Consider the following 14,457-nt stretch of genomic DNA (forward strand, 5'->3'; position numbering starts at 1 on the left):
GACCTCCGGTCCTTCTGGCCGGGCATCCGGCAGCGTCGTCGTGACGGGTTGTCACGACCTGGCGTCACCATAACAGCATAGGTAAGGCTTGCCTACCCTCGTCCGCGGACGGGCCCCCCGCGCGCGATGTCGGAGCCCGTGGGCAGGCTGGGCCCATGACGACGACGCCCCCGGCCGATGCCAAGTCCGTGCTGCACCGCTATCTCCGCTCCACCCGGGAGGCCCTGGTCTGGAAGGTCGAGGGCCTGACCGAGCGCGAGGCGCGGCTGCCGCGCACGCCCACCGGCACCAACCTGCTCGGCCTGGTCAAGCACGCGGCGAGCGTCGAGCTCGGCTACTTCGGCGAGACGTTCGGGCGCTCCTGGCCCACGCCGCAGGAGGTGCCGTGGATGGCGCCGTGGACCGACGACTCGCTGCCCGACGACCCGCAGGCCGACTTCTACGCCACGGCCGACGAAAGCCTGGAGCAGGTGGTGGACCTCTACCGGCGGGTGTGGGCGTTCGCCGACGAGACCATCGAGAGCCTGCCGCTCGACGCGCCCGGCAGGGTGGCCTGGTGGGGCGACCGCGGCGCCACCGACCTCCGCACGATCCTGCTGCACGTCACCGTCGACCTCGCCCGGCACGCCGGCCACGCCGACATCCTGCGCGAGGGGATCGACGGGGCGGTCGGCATGCGCGGCGGCAACACCAACATCCCCGACGAGGTCGACTACCCCACCTACACGGCGATGCTGCAGGGCATCGCCGAGCAGTTCCCCGAGGAGGACCGATGACCGGCACCACCGAAGACCACGCCGTCCCCACGATCAGCCAGGTGGTGCTCGACGCCACCGACGCGCGCGGGCTGGCGGAGTTCTACCGGGCGCTGTTCGGGCTCGGCTACCGGCCTGGCGACGAACCGCCGGCGCCAGGCGAGCCGGACCCGCAGGGCGAGGACTGGCTGGTGCTGCGCAACCCGGGCGGCGTGCAGCTCGCCTTCCAGCCGGTGCCCGTGCTGCCGCCCGCCACGTGGCCGGAGGGCTCCGTGCCGCAGCAGCTGCACCTCGACGCGACCGTGCCCGACGTCGCCGCGCTGGACCGCCAGCACGCGCGCGCCCTCGAGCTCGGGGCGCGGCTGCTGAGGGACCGGTCCGACGACCCGGAGGAGCCGCTGCGGGTGTACGCCGACCCGGCGGGCCACCCGTTCTGCCTGTTCGTCGGCTGACGACGGCGGCTCTCGGCGGCCGGCGGCGCGGTGGGGGGACAATGGTCCCGTGCAGTGCCCCCACTTCGACGCCGGCCGCTGCCACTCGTGCACCCTCCTCGCGACGCCGTACCCCACGCAGGTCGCGGAGAAGGAGGCCCACGTGCGGGCCCTGCTCGCCGACGACGGCGTGGTGTGGCTGCCCGCCGTGACCGGCCCCGAGTCCGGGTTCCGCAACAAGGCCAAGATGGTGGTCAGCGGCACGGTGGAGGAGCCGGTGCTCGGCATCCTCGGCTCTGCTGCCGGGCCGTTCGCCGGGCAGGGCGTCGACCTCACGGACTGCGGGCTGTACCCGCCGGCGCTGCAGGCCGCGTTCCCCGCGCTCGCCGGGCTGGTCACGCGGGCGCGGCTGCAGCCCTACGACGCGACGTCGCCCTCCCGCGGCGCCCGCCGCCGCGAGAGCCCGCGCGAGTCGGCGTGGCGCGGCGAGCTCAAGCACGTGCTCGTCACGCTGTCCGCCGACGGCGAGCTCATGGTGCGGTTCGTGCTGCGCAGCCAGGAGCCGGTGTCGCGCCTGCGCAAACACCTGCCGTGGCTGCTCGCCGAGCTGCCCCAGGTCGCCGTGGTGAGCGTCAACGTGCAGCCGGCGCACGCGGCCGTCCTCGAGGGCGAGCAGGAGATCGTGCTCACCGAGCGGCAGGCGCTGCCGATGCGGCTCGACGGGATCACGCTGCACCTGCGCCCGCAGAGCTTCTTCCAGACCAACACCGCCGTCGCCACCGCGCTCTACGCGCAGGCCCGCGCCTGGGTCGACGAGGTCGCGCCCGCCTCGCTCTGGGACCTGTACTGCGGCGTCGGCGGGTTCGCGCTGCACTGCGCGGCGCCCGGCCGGGCCGTCACCGGCATCGAGATCTCCGCGGAGGCGATCGCCAGCGCCGCCACCACGCGCGACGAGCTCGCCCACCTGCCCGCGGACGCCGTCGTCGGAGCCCGGGACGCCGCGTGGTGGGCCGACGCCGTCCGCGACGTGTCGTTCGCCGCCGGGGACGCCACCGCGTTCGCCCGCGACGGCGGGGCGCCCGCCCCCGAGCTGGTCGTGGTCAACCCGCCGCGGCGCGGCATCGGCGCCGACCTGTCGCGATGGCTGGAGGAGTCCGCCGCCACGCACGTGCTCTACTCCAGCTGCAACGCCGTGACCCTCGCCGAGGACCTGGCCCGCATGCCGTCCCTGCGACCGCGGCGCGCGCGGTTGCTCGACATGTTCCCGCAGACCGGGCACTACGAGGTGCTCGTCCTGCTCGAGCGGGCGGCCACGCCCGCCTGACCCCGCCGGGCGGGGTCAGCAGGTCTGCAGCCAGCCCGGCCAGATTCCGGTGCGCACCAGGGAGACCGAGGGCGCGACGTCGGCCGGGGCGTCCACCGTCACGTCCACCGTGGCGGCCTTGTAGTGCCGCGACGAGACGTACCAGCTGCCGTCGCGGCACTCGCGCGCCCGGAGCCAGCCCTTCGACGTGGAGACGGAGACGACGTCCACGTCGTCCTGGCCCGGCGTCACCCGGAAGACGCCTCGCAGCCCCGGCAGGTCCGCCGCGACGGTGGACCGCACCGGGTCCGGGTCGGGCGTCGGGGTGGGCTTCGGCGTGGGGGTGGGGGTCGGCTTCGGCGTGGGGGTCGGCGTCGGCTTCGCCGTCGGCCTCGGCGTGGGCGACGGCGACGGGCGCGGCGGCGTCGGGTCGGCCGTCGGCGTGGAGGTGGGCGGCACCGTCGGCGAGGTGGTCGACGGCGCGGTGGGCGTCGTGCTGGGCGTCGTCGGCGTCGATGTGGTCGGGGTGGTCGGGGTGCTCGGCGCGGTCGGCGCGGTCGGCGTCGCCGGGGCCGGGCCGGTGGGCGTCCCGGTCGGTCCGGCGCCTCCCGGGTGCGCGGTCCCGTCGGCCGGCGGCGGGTCCTCCGGCACGGTCGTGGCGTCGGGCCCCGGCTCGGCCGGGGCCGCGGGCGACGTCCCCTCGTCGGGCGCGGGCGCCGCGACGGACGCGGTGGGAGCCGGCGCGACCGGACCCGCCACGGGGCCGCCGCCACCGCCACCCAGCGCCACGGCGACGACGGTCGCCACGACCACCCCCGCGACGGTGCCGGCGGCGATCAGGCCGCCCTTGCCGAGGTGCGCGAGGTCGAGGACGAGCGCCCGGGCCCACCCGGCCGTCGCGGCGAGGGCAGCGCCCACCGGGCCGGACCACGCGAGCACCCCGGCGCCCGTCGTACCGGCGCCGAGCGCGCCCACGACCACCGGCGCCGCACCGCCCGCGGCCACGCTCGCGGCCGTGCCCGCCAGGAGCAGCGGGCCCGCGTCGCGCACGGCCCAGCCGGCCTCGCGGACGTCGATGAAGGCCCGCATGCAGCCCTGGCAGCCGAACAGGTGCGCCTCCAGCACGGTGCGCCGCACCGGCGAGAGGCGGTGGCGCACGTAGGAGTGCAGCGACTGGCGCGTGTCGAGGCAGCCGGGCGGGCAGGCGCGGGCGTGCGCGGCCGCGAACGCCGCGGCCAGCCGTTCCTCCGCCCGGCGCAGCCGGTGCAGCACCGCACGGGCGTGCATGCCCAGCTCGGCGGCGATCGCGGCGGCCTCGTGCCCCAGCACGTGCCGGTCCCACAGCAGCCGCTGGTCGTCGACGGGCAGGGTGGCGAGCACGGTGCGCAGCACGGACGGGTCGACGCTCCCGGCCGCACCCGGCCCGTCGGCGCGGCCGGCGGCCGCCGCGGCGGCGCGCATCCGCAGGATGACGTCCTCGACGGCGCCCTGGCGCGCGGGCGCGTCGCCGTCGTGCGTCGTGGTCACGCGACGCCCCCGTCCCTGCCGTTCCGTGTGCGTTCCCGGCGCGGTCCGAGCCCGTCGCCGGGGGACATGATCGCAGCGTCGTGCGGGGCGATGGCAAATCCCCTGGCCGATGGCGGTGCCCGGCGGCGGCCTACGCCGGCGGGTCGGTGGTGGACGTCGGGTCGTCGGTGGGCGTCGGCTCGGGCGTCGTGGGCTCCGTCGTCGGCTCCGTGGTCGGCTCGGTCGCGGTCGGGTCGGGCGACGGCTCCGTGGTCGGCTCCGTGGTGCGGTCCGGCGTCGGCGTGGCCGTGCTCGGGGTCGTGCGCGTGGGCCGCGGCGTGGACGCCGGCGACGTGGGCGTGGACGTCGTCGGCTCCGGCGCCTTCGTCGTGGCGTCGTCGGTCGGGTCGGCGGACGTCTCCGCGGGGTCGGGCTCGGCGGCGTCGTCCGTCGGGGTCGGCAGGGCCGAGGGGTCGTCGGTCGAGACCTCCTGGGTCGCACCGGACGACGGCCCCGGCTCCGTCGCCCCGGGCCCGGAGGGCCCTCCGGGGGACGTCGGGAGCTCCGTCCTGGCCACGCCGGTCGTCGCGGGCGGGACGGGGGCCGGCCCCGGCTCGTCGCCCCCGCCGAGGGCGACCGCGACGGCCGCGACGGTGCCTGCGGCCAGCGTGCCGGCGGCGATGAGCCAGGCCCGGCGGCCGTGCGCCGACCGCGCACCCGCCCGCTGCACCCCGGGCCCTGCCGGCTCGGCCGGCACGGCCGGGGCGACCGGGCCCCAGCCGCTCGCGACCAGCACCGGCCCGGCGTCCCGCAGCGCCCAGGCGGGGTCGCGCACGTCCACGACGGCGCGCAGGCAGCCGGTGCACCCGACGAGGTGGTCCTCCAGGGCCGTCGCGCGGGCCGGGGCGAGCCGGCGGTGCGCGTAGTCCTCGAGGGCGAGCCGGGTGTCGCGGCAGCCCGGCGGGCACCCGTCGGCGTGGGCGGCGGCGAGCGCCGTGCCCAGGCGCTCCTCGGCCTGCGCGAGGCGGCGGGGCACGGCCCGCTGCGGGATCCCGTGCGCTCCGGCGAGGACGGCGGCCGCGTGGCGACGCAGGTACCGGTCGCGCAGCAGGCGCAGGTCGTCGGGCGCCAGGGTCGTCAGGGCCACGCGCAGCACGTCGGGGTCCGCGGACCCCGCGGCGCCGGGCCCGCCCCCACGGCCGGACGCCGCGTCGACGAGACGGATCCGGCGGATCGCGTCGTCGGCGACCCCGTGGTGCACGGGCGCGTCGTCACCGTGGCTCGCGCTCACGAGGCGCCCCCGTCCTTGGTGTCTGAGCTGCCGGCACGCCCCGGAGGACGCGCTCGCGGGTCATGATGGCAGCGAACCGCAGGCGGAAGGCAAATCCGTCCGTGACGGACGCACGGGGCCGCCCCCGGAGGGACGGGGGCGGCCCCGTGCGTGGTCGGGGACGTGCTGGGTGCGGGCGGGTCAGCCGTGGGCGTGCGCGAGCGCCTCCACGTGGCCGCGACCGGCCAGCCCCATGAGGCGGTCCAGCGCGTGCAGCTCGTCGGCGCGGTCGTCCTCCTGCGCGGCGAGGACCAGGGAGTACAGGTCCTTCGGGTCCTCGGGCTCGGCCACCAGGTCCAGGTGCTGCAGCAGGCCGGCGGGGACGTCGTCGCGCACGAACCGCAGGGCGGCCCAGTCCTCGACGGCGAAGCCGACGGAGTCGAAGACGGTGACGGTCCGGTCGTCGGGGGCGCTGCGGTCGCCCGCGTGCCGGGTGAACGCCCCGCCCGGCCCCGCCGTGGCGGGGGCGCCCCGGCGGCCGTCCCGGCGGCCGGCCACGACCTCCCACAGCTCGGTGACGGCGAGGTCCGGCGTCTGCTGGATCTCGCCCTCGACCCGCGTCTGCGGCTCGTACTCGACGTACACGTCGGCGTGCCGCAGGATCGCGGGGTCCAGCTCCGTCTTGCCGGGGCAGTCGCCGCCGATCGCGTTGACGTGCACGCCGGGCCGCGCGAGGCCGACCATCTCCTGCGTCAGCACGGTCGCGTTCGTCTTGTCCGCGGTGCAGGTGGTGATCACGTCGGCGCCGGTCACGGCGTCGGACCCGTCGGACGCCTCGTGCACGACGAAGCCCAGGGCGCGCGCGTGCCGGGCGAGCTTGGCCTGCGCGCCCGGGTCGGTGTCCCAGACGCGCAGGTGCGTGACGCCGAGCGCGGCCCGCATGCCCAGCGCCTGGAACTCCGACTGCGAGCCGGCGCCGATCAGGGCGAGGGTCCGCGAGCCGGCACGGGCCAGGTAGCGCGCCGCGAGCGCCGACGTCGCCGCCGTCCGCAGGGCCGTCAGCAGCGTCATCTCGGCGAGGAAGGTGGGGTAGCCGTTGTGCACGTCGGCGAGGACGCCGAACGCGGTGACGGTCTGGAAGCCGCGGGCAGGGTTGCGGGGGTGGCCGTTGACGAACTTGAAGCCGTAGGTGTCGTCGTCGGCGGCCGGCATCAGCTCGATGACGCCGTCGCGCGAGTGGGACGCGACGCGGGGGCGCTTGTCGAGCTCGGGCCAGCGGGCGAAGTCGACGGCGAGCGCGTCGACGAGGCGCCCGATGACGGCCTCGGGGCCGCGGTGGGCCACCCAGCGCGCCGTGGACGCGACGTCGAGGAACGGGACGGTGGTCATGCGCGGGCCTCCTGGTTCGTCGTGGTGGTCGGGGCGGGGGTGGCCGGCGCGGGCCGGAGCTCGAGCGTGCAGCACTTCACGGAGCCGCCGCCCTTGAGCAGCTCGGACAAGTCGACGCCCACGGGCTCGAAGCCGCGCTCGCGCAGCCGGGCGTGCATCCCGGTGGCGCGGTCGGTGAGGAACACGTGGCGGCCGTCGGACACGGCGTTGAGGCCGAGCACCGCGGCGTCCTCGGGCGTCGCGAGGATCGCGTCCGGGTAGCGCTCCGCGAGCACCGCCCGCGACGCGGGGGTGAACGCCTCCGGGAGGTAGGCGATCGTGGCGGGGGCGGCGCCGGCGTCGAGCACGGCCAGCGCGGTGTCGAGGTGGTAGTAGCGAGGGTCGACGAGCTCCAGGGTCACGACCTCGACGCCGAGCAGCGCGGCCACCTCGGCGTGCGCCGTCCGGGAGGTACGGAAGCCGGTGCCGGCCAGCATGACGTCGCCGGCGAGCAGGAGGTCGCCCTCGCCCTCGTTCTGCTCGGCCGCCTGCCCGAGGCTGGTGACGCCGTCGCCCGCGCCCGCGAACCACTTCTCGTACGCCACGCCCTCGGGCCGCCGCTCCGGGTAGGTGAACCGCGCCGCCAGCGCGCGGCCGCCCACCATGACGCCACCGTTGGCGGCGTACACCATGTCGGGGAGGCCGGGCACGGCCTCGATCACGTCCACCCGGTGCCCGTAGGCCTCGTAGGTGGCCCGCAGGTGCTCCCACTGGGCGAGGGCGCGGCCGGTGTCGACGGGCACGCTGAGGTCCATCCAGGGGTTGATCTCGTAGACCACGTCGAAGTAGGTGGGCGGGCACATGAGGAACTGGCGCGGCGTGGCCGTGCGCTCCGGGGTCCGCGCAGTCTGGGGCGCCGACGTCGTCGTCGGTGTGAGGGCCGTCATAGCCGGGACGCTAGGGCCGCGGACGTTGCGCCGGGCGGGCGATCCGTTGCGCGTCCCGGGCCCCGACCTGGCGAATCCTGCGCGCAGGTTGAAGAATTCGGGGCATGGAGCCGGCATGGACGCCCTGAACCGACGCATCGTCGGGCACCTGCTGCGCGACGGGCGCGCGACCTACGCCGACATCGGCGCCGAGGTGGGCCTCTCGGCGCCCGCCGTGAAGCGGCGCGTGGACGTCATGCTGGCGCGCGGCGAGATCACCGGGTTCACGGTGCGGGTGGCGCCCGAGGAGCTCGGCTGGGGCGTCGAGGCGTACGTCGAGCTGTTCTGCCGCGGCAACGTCTCCCCCGCCACGCTGCGCCGTGACCTCGCCACGATCCCGGAGATCGTGCGCGTCGACACCGTCACGGGCGAGGCCGACGCGATGGTGCAGATCATGGCGGGCGGCATGGCCGACGTGGAGCGCACCGTGGAGGCCATCCGCGCCAGCGCCCGGGTGGACAAGACGCGCACGTCGCTGGTCATGACCCGCGTCATCGACCGGCCCGCGCGGGCCGGGTCCCCGGCCGCCGAGCCCGGCTCCCCGGCGCCTGCCGCGACGACGCCCACGAGCGAGGCGTGACGTGCGGGCGGGCCGCCGCGCCGCCGGCCTGCTGGCCGCTGCCGCCGTGGCGCTCGCGACCGGCGCGGCGTGCACCGCCCCCGACGACGCCGACCGCCTGCCCGACGACGTCGCCGGGCACCTGAGCGCCGAGCTGCGCCAGGAGCGCACCCAGTACGCCGACCGCCGCGCCGTGGTGCACGTGACGAACGGGTCGGGCAGCACGGTGACGCTGGTCGGCGGCACCCTCGACGCCCCCGGCTACGGGCCGAGCAGCCCCGACGGCCACCACCGCCCCCGCACGCTCGCGCCCGGCGCGGGCCGCGACGTGCGCATCCGGCTGGGCGACGTCGACTGCGACGCCGCCGCCCCGGAGACGCTGAGCGGCGCGGACGCCCAGACGACGCCCGTCGCGACGGCGACCGTGCGGCTCGTGCCGGGCGAGGCGAGCGCCGCCCCGGGCGCCGACGGCGGCTCGGGCGACACCGGCACCGCCGTCCGGGTCGACGTCACCGACCCGCTCGCCCGCCTCGCCGCCGTGCACGCGGAGACGTGCGCCGAGCGGCTCGTCGCCTCCGGGCTCGCGGTCCGCGTCACCGACGTCCGCGCCGCGCGGGTACGCACCCCCGACGGCGTCGTCGACGGCGGGCGCGTCACCCTCGCGGTCGAGCCCGTCCCGGGCGGCCCCGACGTGCGGCTGCTGCAGGTCGCGGGCACCACCCTGCTCTCCCCCGCCGCCGGGCACGCCTGGTCGGGCGACGACCTGACCCCCGGCGCCGACGGCCGCGTGGTGCTCGACCTCGTGCCCGCCCGCTGCGACCCGCACGTGGTCGCCGAGGACAAGCGCGGCACCTTCCTGCCCGTGCACGCCGAGGTGAACGGCGCCCGGCAGCCCGAGATCTACGTGCCCATGTCCGACGAGCAGCGCGCCGCGACCTACGACCTCGTGCACGACGCCTGCGGCTGGGACTGAGCCCCGAGCACATCACGCGCCGCCGCGAGCGGGTGAAATCTGCGCGCCCGCTCCCTCTTATTGAGGCCGCATCAGTAGTCTCCCTCCAGACCCGTCGACGGCGACGGGCCACGGCGCGCACCGTGCCGTGACCGCCCGGCGTCGACGACGACGCGGACCGGAGTGAGGCCCCGATGAACCCGAATCCCCCCGTGCCGCGCCGCGCGCACGCGCCCGCCCTCTCGGCAGCCGCCGCCGTCGCAGCGCTCGCGATCGCGGCGCTCGTCGCGCTCGTGGTGCTCGTCCTGCTCGACGGCAAGGTGGCCGACGGCACCACGCGCCTCGACGCCGGCGCCGCCCAGGTCGACGACGGCGCGACGCGACTGTCGGACGGCAGCGCGCAGGTCGCCGACGGCTCCCTCGAGCTGTCCGACGGCGCCGGCACCCTGTCCGCAGGTGCCGCCCGCCTCGTCGCCGGCACCGGCGACCTCACCGCGGGCACCGCCCGCCTCGCCGACGGCACCGCCGACCTGCGCGACGGCCTCGTGGACCGGCTCCAGCCCGGCACCGTCGAGGCGCTCGCCGGGATCCAGAAGCTCCACGACGGCACCGTGAAGCTGCACGACGGCGGCACTGCGCTGAGCGACGGCGCGGCCCAGGTCGCCGGGGGCGCCGTCCGAGCGCAGGATGGGGCCGACCGTCTCGCGGCCGGCGGCGCGAAGCTCAAGGACGGCGCGGCCGTCCTCGCCGGCGGGTCCGCGACGGCAGCAGGCGGCGCCGGTGCGGTGGCGAACGGCAACGAGGCCCTCGCAGACGGCGCGACCACGCTCGCCGACGGCGCCGGCGACCTGGCTGACGGCACCGGGCAGGTCGCCGCCGGAGCGAGCTCGCTCTCGGACGGGACCGACCAGGTCGCAGGAGGCACCGAGGCCGTCGCTGAAGGGAACCGGCAGCTGGCCGACGGGATCGACCGGCTGGTCGGTTCCGGTGGCGAGCTCGCCGACGGGACGAAGAGCGTGGCGTCGGGTGCTGCCACGGTGGCGGAAGGTACGTCTGCACTCGTCGACGGGACCGGAACGCTGAAGAGCGGGAGCCGTGCGGCCGCCGACGGAGCCTCCGGCGTGGCGGCGGGCGCCGCGGGGCTGGCCCAGGGCATCACGCAGGCCGCAGGCGCGGGCCGCTCGCTCGCCGACGGGCTGGAGTCCGTCGACGGCGGTGCCGGCCAGGTCGCGGCGGGCACCGCCGGCCTCGCGTCCGCGCTCGCCGACCTCGCCGCCTCGACGGAGGACCCCAAGCTCGCCGCGACTCTGCAAGGCCTCACCGCCAAGGCCGAGGGCGTCTCCGCGGGCGCCACCCAGGTCGCCGTCGGGGCAGGTGCAGCGCGCGACGGCGCCACGCGGCTCGCCGGCGGGTTCGACGGCAAGGAGGGCCTCGTGGCCGGGGCGACGGCCCTGCAGTCCGGGGCGCAGTCGGTGGCGGACGGGACGGCAGCGGTCGCGTCCGGCGCCGAGAAGCTCGCCGGAGCCGCGACCCGCCTCGACGCGGGCGCGGAGCAGGTCAGCGCGGGCACCGTCCGGGTCCGGGACGGAGTCGTCGCCCTCCTCGACGGAGGTTCGAAGCTCCAGGCCGGCGCGGCCTCGACTCGCGACGGCGCGACCCGGGTGGCTGCCGGAGCGGCACGGGTCAACGTCGGTGCCGCGGAACTCGCGACCGGCGCGAGCAAGGTCGACACCGGAGCGGGTGCCGTGGCTCTGGGCAACAGCACGCTCTCCGACAACGCCTGGCTCCTCGCCGACGGCGCGAGCAAGGTGGCCGACGGCACGCGTCGGGTCGCGGGCGGCAACGCCGCCCTCGCCGACGGCAGCGCCAAGGCCGCCGACGGCGCGGCGGAGCTCGCCGGCAAGCTTCCCGAGCTGGTGGACGGGTCGGCGCGGGTGTCCGACGGCGCGGCGACCCTGACGACCCGGCTGGGCGACGCGCAGGCCGGCGCGCTCGAGCTCGAGGCGGGCCTCGACAAGCTGTCCGAGGGCGCGAGCGACGCCGCGATCGGCATCCGCAAGATCGACACCGGCGCCCAGGACCTGGACAAGGGCGCCGTCGAGCTGGCCGACGGCTCGACCGTGCTCGCGGACGGGGCGGGCCGCCTGGCCACCGGGGCCACCCAGCTGTCGGACGGCAGCCGGGACCTCGCGGACGGGGCGGCCGCGCTCGCGGCGGGGACCAACGAGCTCGCCGACGGGACCGGCACGATGAAGACCGAGGTGGAGGCCAGCCCTGCCGGCGGCGCGGCGCTGGGCGGCGGGATCCTCCTCGCCCTCGGGCTGCTCGCGGCGGTGGCCGCCGCGGCGCTGCACATCCGTCGTCGCGCCTGACGGCGGACGCGGGGGAAAGACCGGACGGCCCGGTCCGTCGCTCAGGGGAGCGTCGGGCCGGGCCGTCCGGGCGTCAGGCAGGTTCGGCCTCAGGTCAGAGACCGCCGAAGATGACCTCCCACAGGCTCTTCACGCGGATCGTCGTGGTGGTCGTGGCCGCCTCGGTGGCGTCGTCGCCCGAGTAGTGGAGCTCCACCTCGACGGTGCCGGGCTGGAACGGGCCCGCCCACAGCCGGGCGGCGCCCTTCTTGCTCAGCGTGTCGGCGTCCACCTTCTTGCCCTTGACGGTGGCGGTGACCTTGCCGGTCGGCGTGCCGTCCGGCGTGGTCACCTTGACGTCGATCCGTGCCGGCTGGAGCCAGGCGACCACCGTCTTGGGGGCGTCCACCGTGAGCGTCGGGGTGGCCTTGGCGGGCTTCGTCACCTCGATCGGCACCGTCACCTCGGTGCCCGTCGCGGCGCCCTTCAGGGTGAGGGCGGTCGCGCCGGCCGGGGTCCCGGCGGGGAGCCGGACGGAGACCGACGCGGTGCCGATCGTGTCCTCGGGCGTGGTGCCCGCGGCGGTCGTCACGGCGGCGGTGCCGAGCACCGTGTCGCCGAGCGACACGGTGAGCTCCGGGTCGGTGACGTCGCCCGGGGCCGACATCGACCAGGAGGAGACGTCGAAGGCGACGGCGTCACCCGGCGCGTACGCCTCGGGGGCGTCGGCCGGGAACGAGACGCCGACGGCGCGCTGGCTCGGGTCGACGGCGAGGGCGCCCTCGGCCGTGTGCGACGCCATGTAGTCGACGAACGCCGCCAGGTCGGCCTTGCCGGTGTCGCGGGCGCCGGAGCCGTCGGCGAAGGCGCGGAAGTTGTCGCCGCCCGAGGCGAGGAACGAGTTCACCGTGACGGAGTACGACGCGGCCGGGTCGAGCGCCGCGCCGTCGAGCCACATGCCGGTGATGCGGTCGCCCTCGGCGCGGTTCGCGTCGAAGGTGTAGGTGAACCCGTCGGAGACGCCGAGGCGCAGGAACGGGCGCGACGGCACGTTGCCGTCCGCGTCGCGCTGCCACTGCTGCTCGAGGACCGTCTTGATCTGCTCGCCCGTGAGGCTCATGTTGACGAGCGTGTTGGCGAACGGCTGCACGGCCGCCGCCTGCTTGTACGTGAGGGTGCGGGGGAAGGCGCCGGTGCCGGTGCCGACCATGTCGGCGCGCAGGCCGCCCGGGTTCATGAACGCGATCTGCGCCGCGCCGGACTCCTGGGCCTCCGTGGCCCACCGCTGCACCTCGGCGACGAGGTTGCCGAGCGTGGACTCGCCGCCGCGGTTCTCCGCGCCCGAGGACAGCTTGGCCCGGTTGAAGGCCCCGCCGATCTGGCCCAGCGGCTCCGCGCCGAGCACGTCGGCCTCGGCGACGGCGTCCGACACGATCGACGTGACGGCCGGGTCGGCCGGGTAGTTGCCCGCCAGCGGCAGGACGGCCGTCGTGACGCCGGCGACGTCGCCGGTCGCGGCGTCCACCGAGTACACGAGCTTGTTGAGGTTGTAGCCGTACTGGCCCGCGGAGACGACGGGACGCTCCGTCACGGCCCGGCCGGCCCACTCGGCCACGGGGAACTTGCAGTCGTACGCGAGGTGCGTGTGCCCGGAGACGATCGCGTCGACCTCGGGGCTGACGTCGTTGACGATGTCGGCGAACGCGTTGTCCGCGGTGGGCATCGCGGCGCAGTCCGTGGACTCCGCGCCCTCGTGCACCAGCATGACGACGACGTCGGCGCCCTCGGCCTTGAGGTCGTCGGTCTCCTCGTTCACCGAGTCGACGATGCCGCGGACGTCGACGTCCGCGATGCCGGCCGGGCTGACGAGCGCCGGCAGCTCCTCGGTGACGGCGCCGACGAAGCCGACCTGCACGTCGCCGAAGTCCTTGATCCAAGTGGCCGGGACGGCGTCGTCGCCGGTCGCCTTGACCTTGAGGTTGGCGGCCACGTACTGCCACTGGGCGCCGCCGTACGGGTTGGTCTCGGCGTCGTAGGGCGCCATCACGCGCTGGAGCAGGTCGTCGTAGCCCTGGTCGAGCTCGTGGTTGCCGACGGCCGACACGTCGAGGCCCGCGGCGTTGAGGGCGTCGATCGTGGGCTTGTCGTGCTGGATGAAGGACTCGAACGTCGAGGCGCCGATGAGGTCGCCCGCCGCCGCGAAGACGGTGTTCGGGTTCTCGGCGCGCAGCTGCTTCACCGCGCCGGAGAGCACGGCGGCGCCGGCCTCGGTGCCGTTCGCCTGGATGCGGCCGTGGAAGTCGTTGGTGGCGAGGATCTGGACGTCGACGATCGGGTCGGCGCTGGCGGACACGGCGCCGGCTGTGGCGATCCCCGCGAAGGCGAGGGTCACGCACGCGACGCCGGCGGTCCGCCGGCGAGCGAGAGGACGAGACACAGACATAGGTGCTCCTGGGTGTGCGGAGGTATCAGGGGCACCGTAGCGGCGGCGGGTGACGCCGGCGCGGCTCGCGGGGTAACGATCAGGAAACCGTGGCCTCCGCGGGGGCCGGGGTCGCGACCTGCTCGACGACCGGCTCGCTCAGGTGGCCCGTGCGGCGCAGCCACCACTCGGCGAGCAGCGTCGTCAGGGGCGGCACCGCGGCCGCGAGCGCCACCAGCGCGCGGAACCAGCCCCAGCGCAGCTTCACCGCGGCGACGAGCGCGACCACCACGTACGCGACGAACGCCGCGCCGTGCAGCCGGCCGAACAGCCAGACGCCCGCGTCCGTCGTCTCGGTGACGTACTTGAGGAACATCCCGACGAGCAGGCCCGCCCAGGTGAACGCCTCGATCACGGCGATCACCGCGTACACGCGGCCGGTGCGGGACAGGGGCTGACGGGCGGGCGTCGCGGGCATCGCGGGCATCGCGGGCATGGCTGACCTCTCGTGGGACGGGCGGTGGCGCCAGTCTGCCCGACGTCGGCGCCGACCC

At 76.5% G+C, this 14,457-nt stretch carries 12 protein-coding genes; 6 read left to right on the top strand and 6 right to left on the bottom strand.

All coding sequences use genetic code 11. The features are described from left to right. The first annotated feature begins 155 nt into the window (after positions 1 to 155). From ACFU9A_RS00845 to rlmC, 3 genes are read left to right on the top strand one after another with little or no spacing between them, the layout of a single operon-like run. Positions 156 to 776, top strand: a complete 621-nt coding sequence (locus ACFU9A_RS00845; protein WP_430573363.1) for a DinB family protein — start codon at positions 156 to 158, stop codon at positions 774 to 776. After that, positions 773 to 1,207 carry a VOC family protein gene (locus ACFU9A_RS00850; RefSeq protein ID WP_430573364.1) on the top strand — a complete coding sequence of 145 codons (435 nt, stop codon included), beginning with the start codon at positions 773 to 775 and terminating at the stop codon, positions 1,205 to 1,207. Before ACFU9A_RS00845 ends, ACFU9A_RS00850 begins: the two co-directional genes overlap by 4 nt. Positions 1,208 to 1,256: 49 nt before the next feature. Further along, positions 1,257 to 2,510, top strand: coding sequence for a 23S rRNA (uracil(747)-C(5))-methyltransferase RlmC (gene rlmC, locus ACFU9A_RS00855; RefSeq protein ID WP_430573365.1), 1,254 nt, complete (start codon positions 1,257 to 1,259; stop codon positions 2,508 to 2,510). Positions 2,511 to 2,525: 15 nt separating this feature from the next. Here the strand turns inward: rlmC and ACFU9A_RS00860 are convergent, their stop codons facing one another. The 4 genes from ACFU9A_RS00860 to ddaH all read right to left on the bottom strand — a co-directional run bounded on the left by ACFU9A_RS00860 (position 2,526) and on the right by ddaH (position 7,580). Beyond that, entirely contained in the window at positions 2,526 to 4,016 is a 1,491-nt protein-coding gene (locus ACFU9A_RS00860) for a zf-HC2 domain-containing protein (protein ID WP_430573366.1), read from the bottom strand. Between the two features lie 130 nt (positions 4,017 to 4,146). After that, entirely contained in the window at positions 4,147 to 5,286 is a 1,140-nt protein-coding gene (locus ACFU9A_RS00865) for a hypothetical protein (RefSeq protein ID WP_430573367.1), read from the bottom strand. A 180-nt stretch (positions 5,287 to 5,466) separates the two neighbouring features. Further along, positions 5,467 to 6,654 carry an ornithine cyclodeaminase gene (locus ACFU9A_RS00870; RefSeq protein WP_430573368.1) on the bottom strand — a complete coding sequence of 396 codons (1,188 nt, stop codon included), beginning with the start codon at positions 6,652 to 6,654 and terminating at the stop codon, positions 5,467 to 5,469. Further along, entirely contained in the window at positions 6,651 to 7,580 is a 930-nt protein-coding gene (gene ddaH / locus ACFU9A_RS00875; protein WP_430573369.1) for a dimethylargininase, read from the bottom strand. Before ddaH ends, ACFU9A_RS00870 begins: the two co-directional genes overlap by 4 nt. 115 nt (positions 7,581 to 7,695) lie before the next feature. On the opposite strand from ddaH, the gene ACFU9A_RS00880 reads away from it, so the two are divergent. The 3 genes from ACFU9A_RS00880 (at position 7,696) to ACFU9A_RS00890 (ending at position 11,502) form a co-directional block, all read left to right on the top strand. Then, positions 7,696 to 8,199, top strand: coding sequence for an Lrp/AsnC family transcriptional regulator (locus ACFU9A_RS00880; protein ID WP_430573370.1), 504 nt, complete (start codon positions 7,696 to 7,698; stop codon positions 8,197 to 8,199). Position 8,200: 1 nt separating this feature from the next. Continuing rightward, on the top strand, positions 8,201 to 9,151 hold the full coding sequence (locus ACFU9A_RS00885; protein WP_430573371.1) for a hypothetical protein: 951 nt from the start codon (positions 8,201 to 8,203) through the stop codon (positions 9,149 to 9,151). Between the two features lie 173 nt (positions 9,152 to 9,324). After that, a complete protein-coding gene (locus tag ACFU9A_RS00890; RefSeq protein ID WP_430573372.1) occupies positions 9,325 to 11,502 on the top strand; it encodes a hypothetical protein in 2,178 nt (725 codons plus the stop codon). 94 nt (positions 11,503 to 11,596) lie between these two features. Here the strand turns inward: ACFU9A_RS00890 and ACFU9A_RS00895 are convergent, their stop codons facing one another. Beyond that, positions 11,597 to 13,873 (bottom strand): bifunctional metallophosphatase/5'-nucleotidase, encoded by a 2,277-nt coding sequence (locus tag ACFU9A_RS00895; protein WP_430573373.1) that lies wholly within the window; start codon positions 13,871 to 13,873, stop codon positions 11,597 to 11,599. A 130-nt stretch (positions 13,874 to 14,003) separates the two neighbouring features. Then, positions 14,004 to 14,399 carry a DUF3817 domain-containing protein gene (locus ACFU9A_RS00900; RefSeq protein ID WP_430573374.1) on the bottom strand — a complete coding sequence of 132 codons (396 nt, stop codon included), beginning with the start codon at positions 14,397 to 14,399 and terminating at the stop codon, positions 14,004 to 14,006. Positions 14,400 to 14,457 lie beyond the last annotated feature (58 nt).

Source organism: Isoptericola sp. NPDC057653, assembly GCF_042799955.1.
Classification (GTDB): domain Bacteria; phylum Actinomycetota; class Actinomycetes; order Actinomycetales; family Cellulomonadaceae; genus Isoptericola.

Excerpts from the sequence above, each read along its gene's own strand:
- ACFU9A_RS00870 (WP_430573368.1), bottom strand. The coding sequence starts at position 6,654 with ATGACCACCGTCCCGTTCCTCGACGTCGCGTCCACGGCGCGCTGGGTG.
- ACFU9A_RS00880 (WP_430573370.1), top strand. The coding sequence starts at position 7,696 with ATGGACGCCCTGAACCGACGCATCGTCGGGCACCTGCTGCGCGACGGG.
- ACFU9A_RS00850 (WP_430573364.1), top strand. The coding sequence starts at position 773 with ATGACCGGCACCACCGAAGACCACGCCGTCCCCACGATCAGCCAGGTG.
- ddaH (WP_430573369.1), bottom strand. The coding sequence starts at position 7,580 with ATGACGGCCCTCACACCGACGACGACGTCGGCGCCCCAGACTGCGCGG.
- ACFU9A_RS00890 (WP_430573372.1), top strand. The coding sequence starts at position 9,325 with ATGAACCCGAATCCCCCCGTGCCGCGCCGCGCGCACGCGCCCGCCCTC.
- ACFU9A_RS00845 (WP_430573363.1), top strand. The coding sequence starts at position 156 with ATGACGACGACGCCCCCGGCCGATGCCAAGTCCGTGCTGCACCGCTAT.
- ACFU9A_RS00900 (WP_430573374.1), bottom strand. The coding sequence starts at position 14,399 with ATGCCCGCGATGCCCGCGATGCCCGCGACGCCCGCCCGTCAGCCCCTG.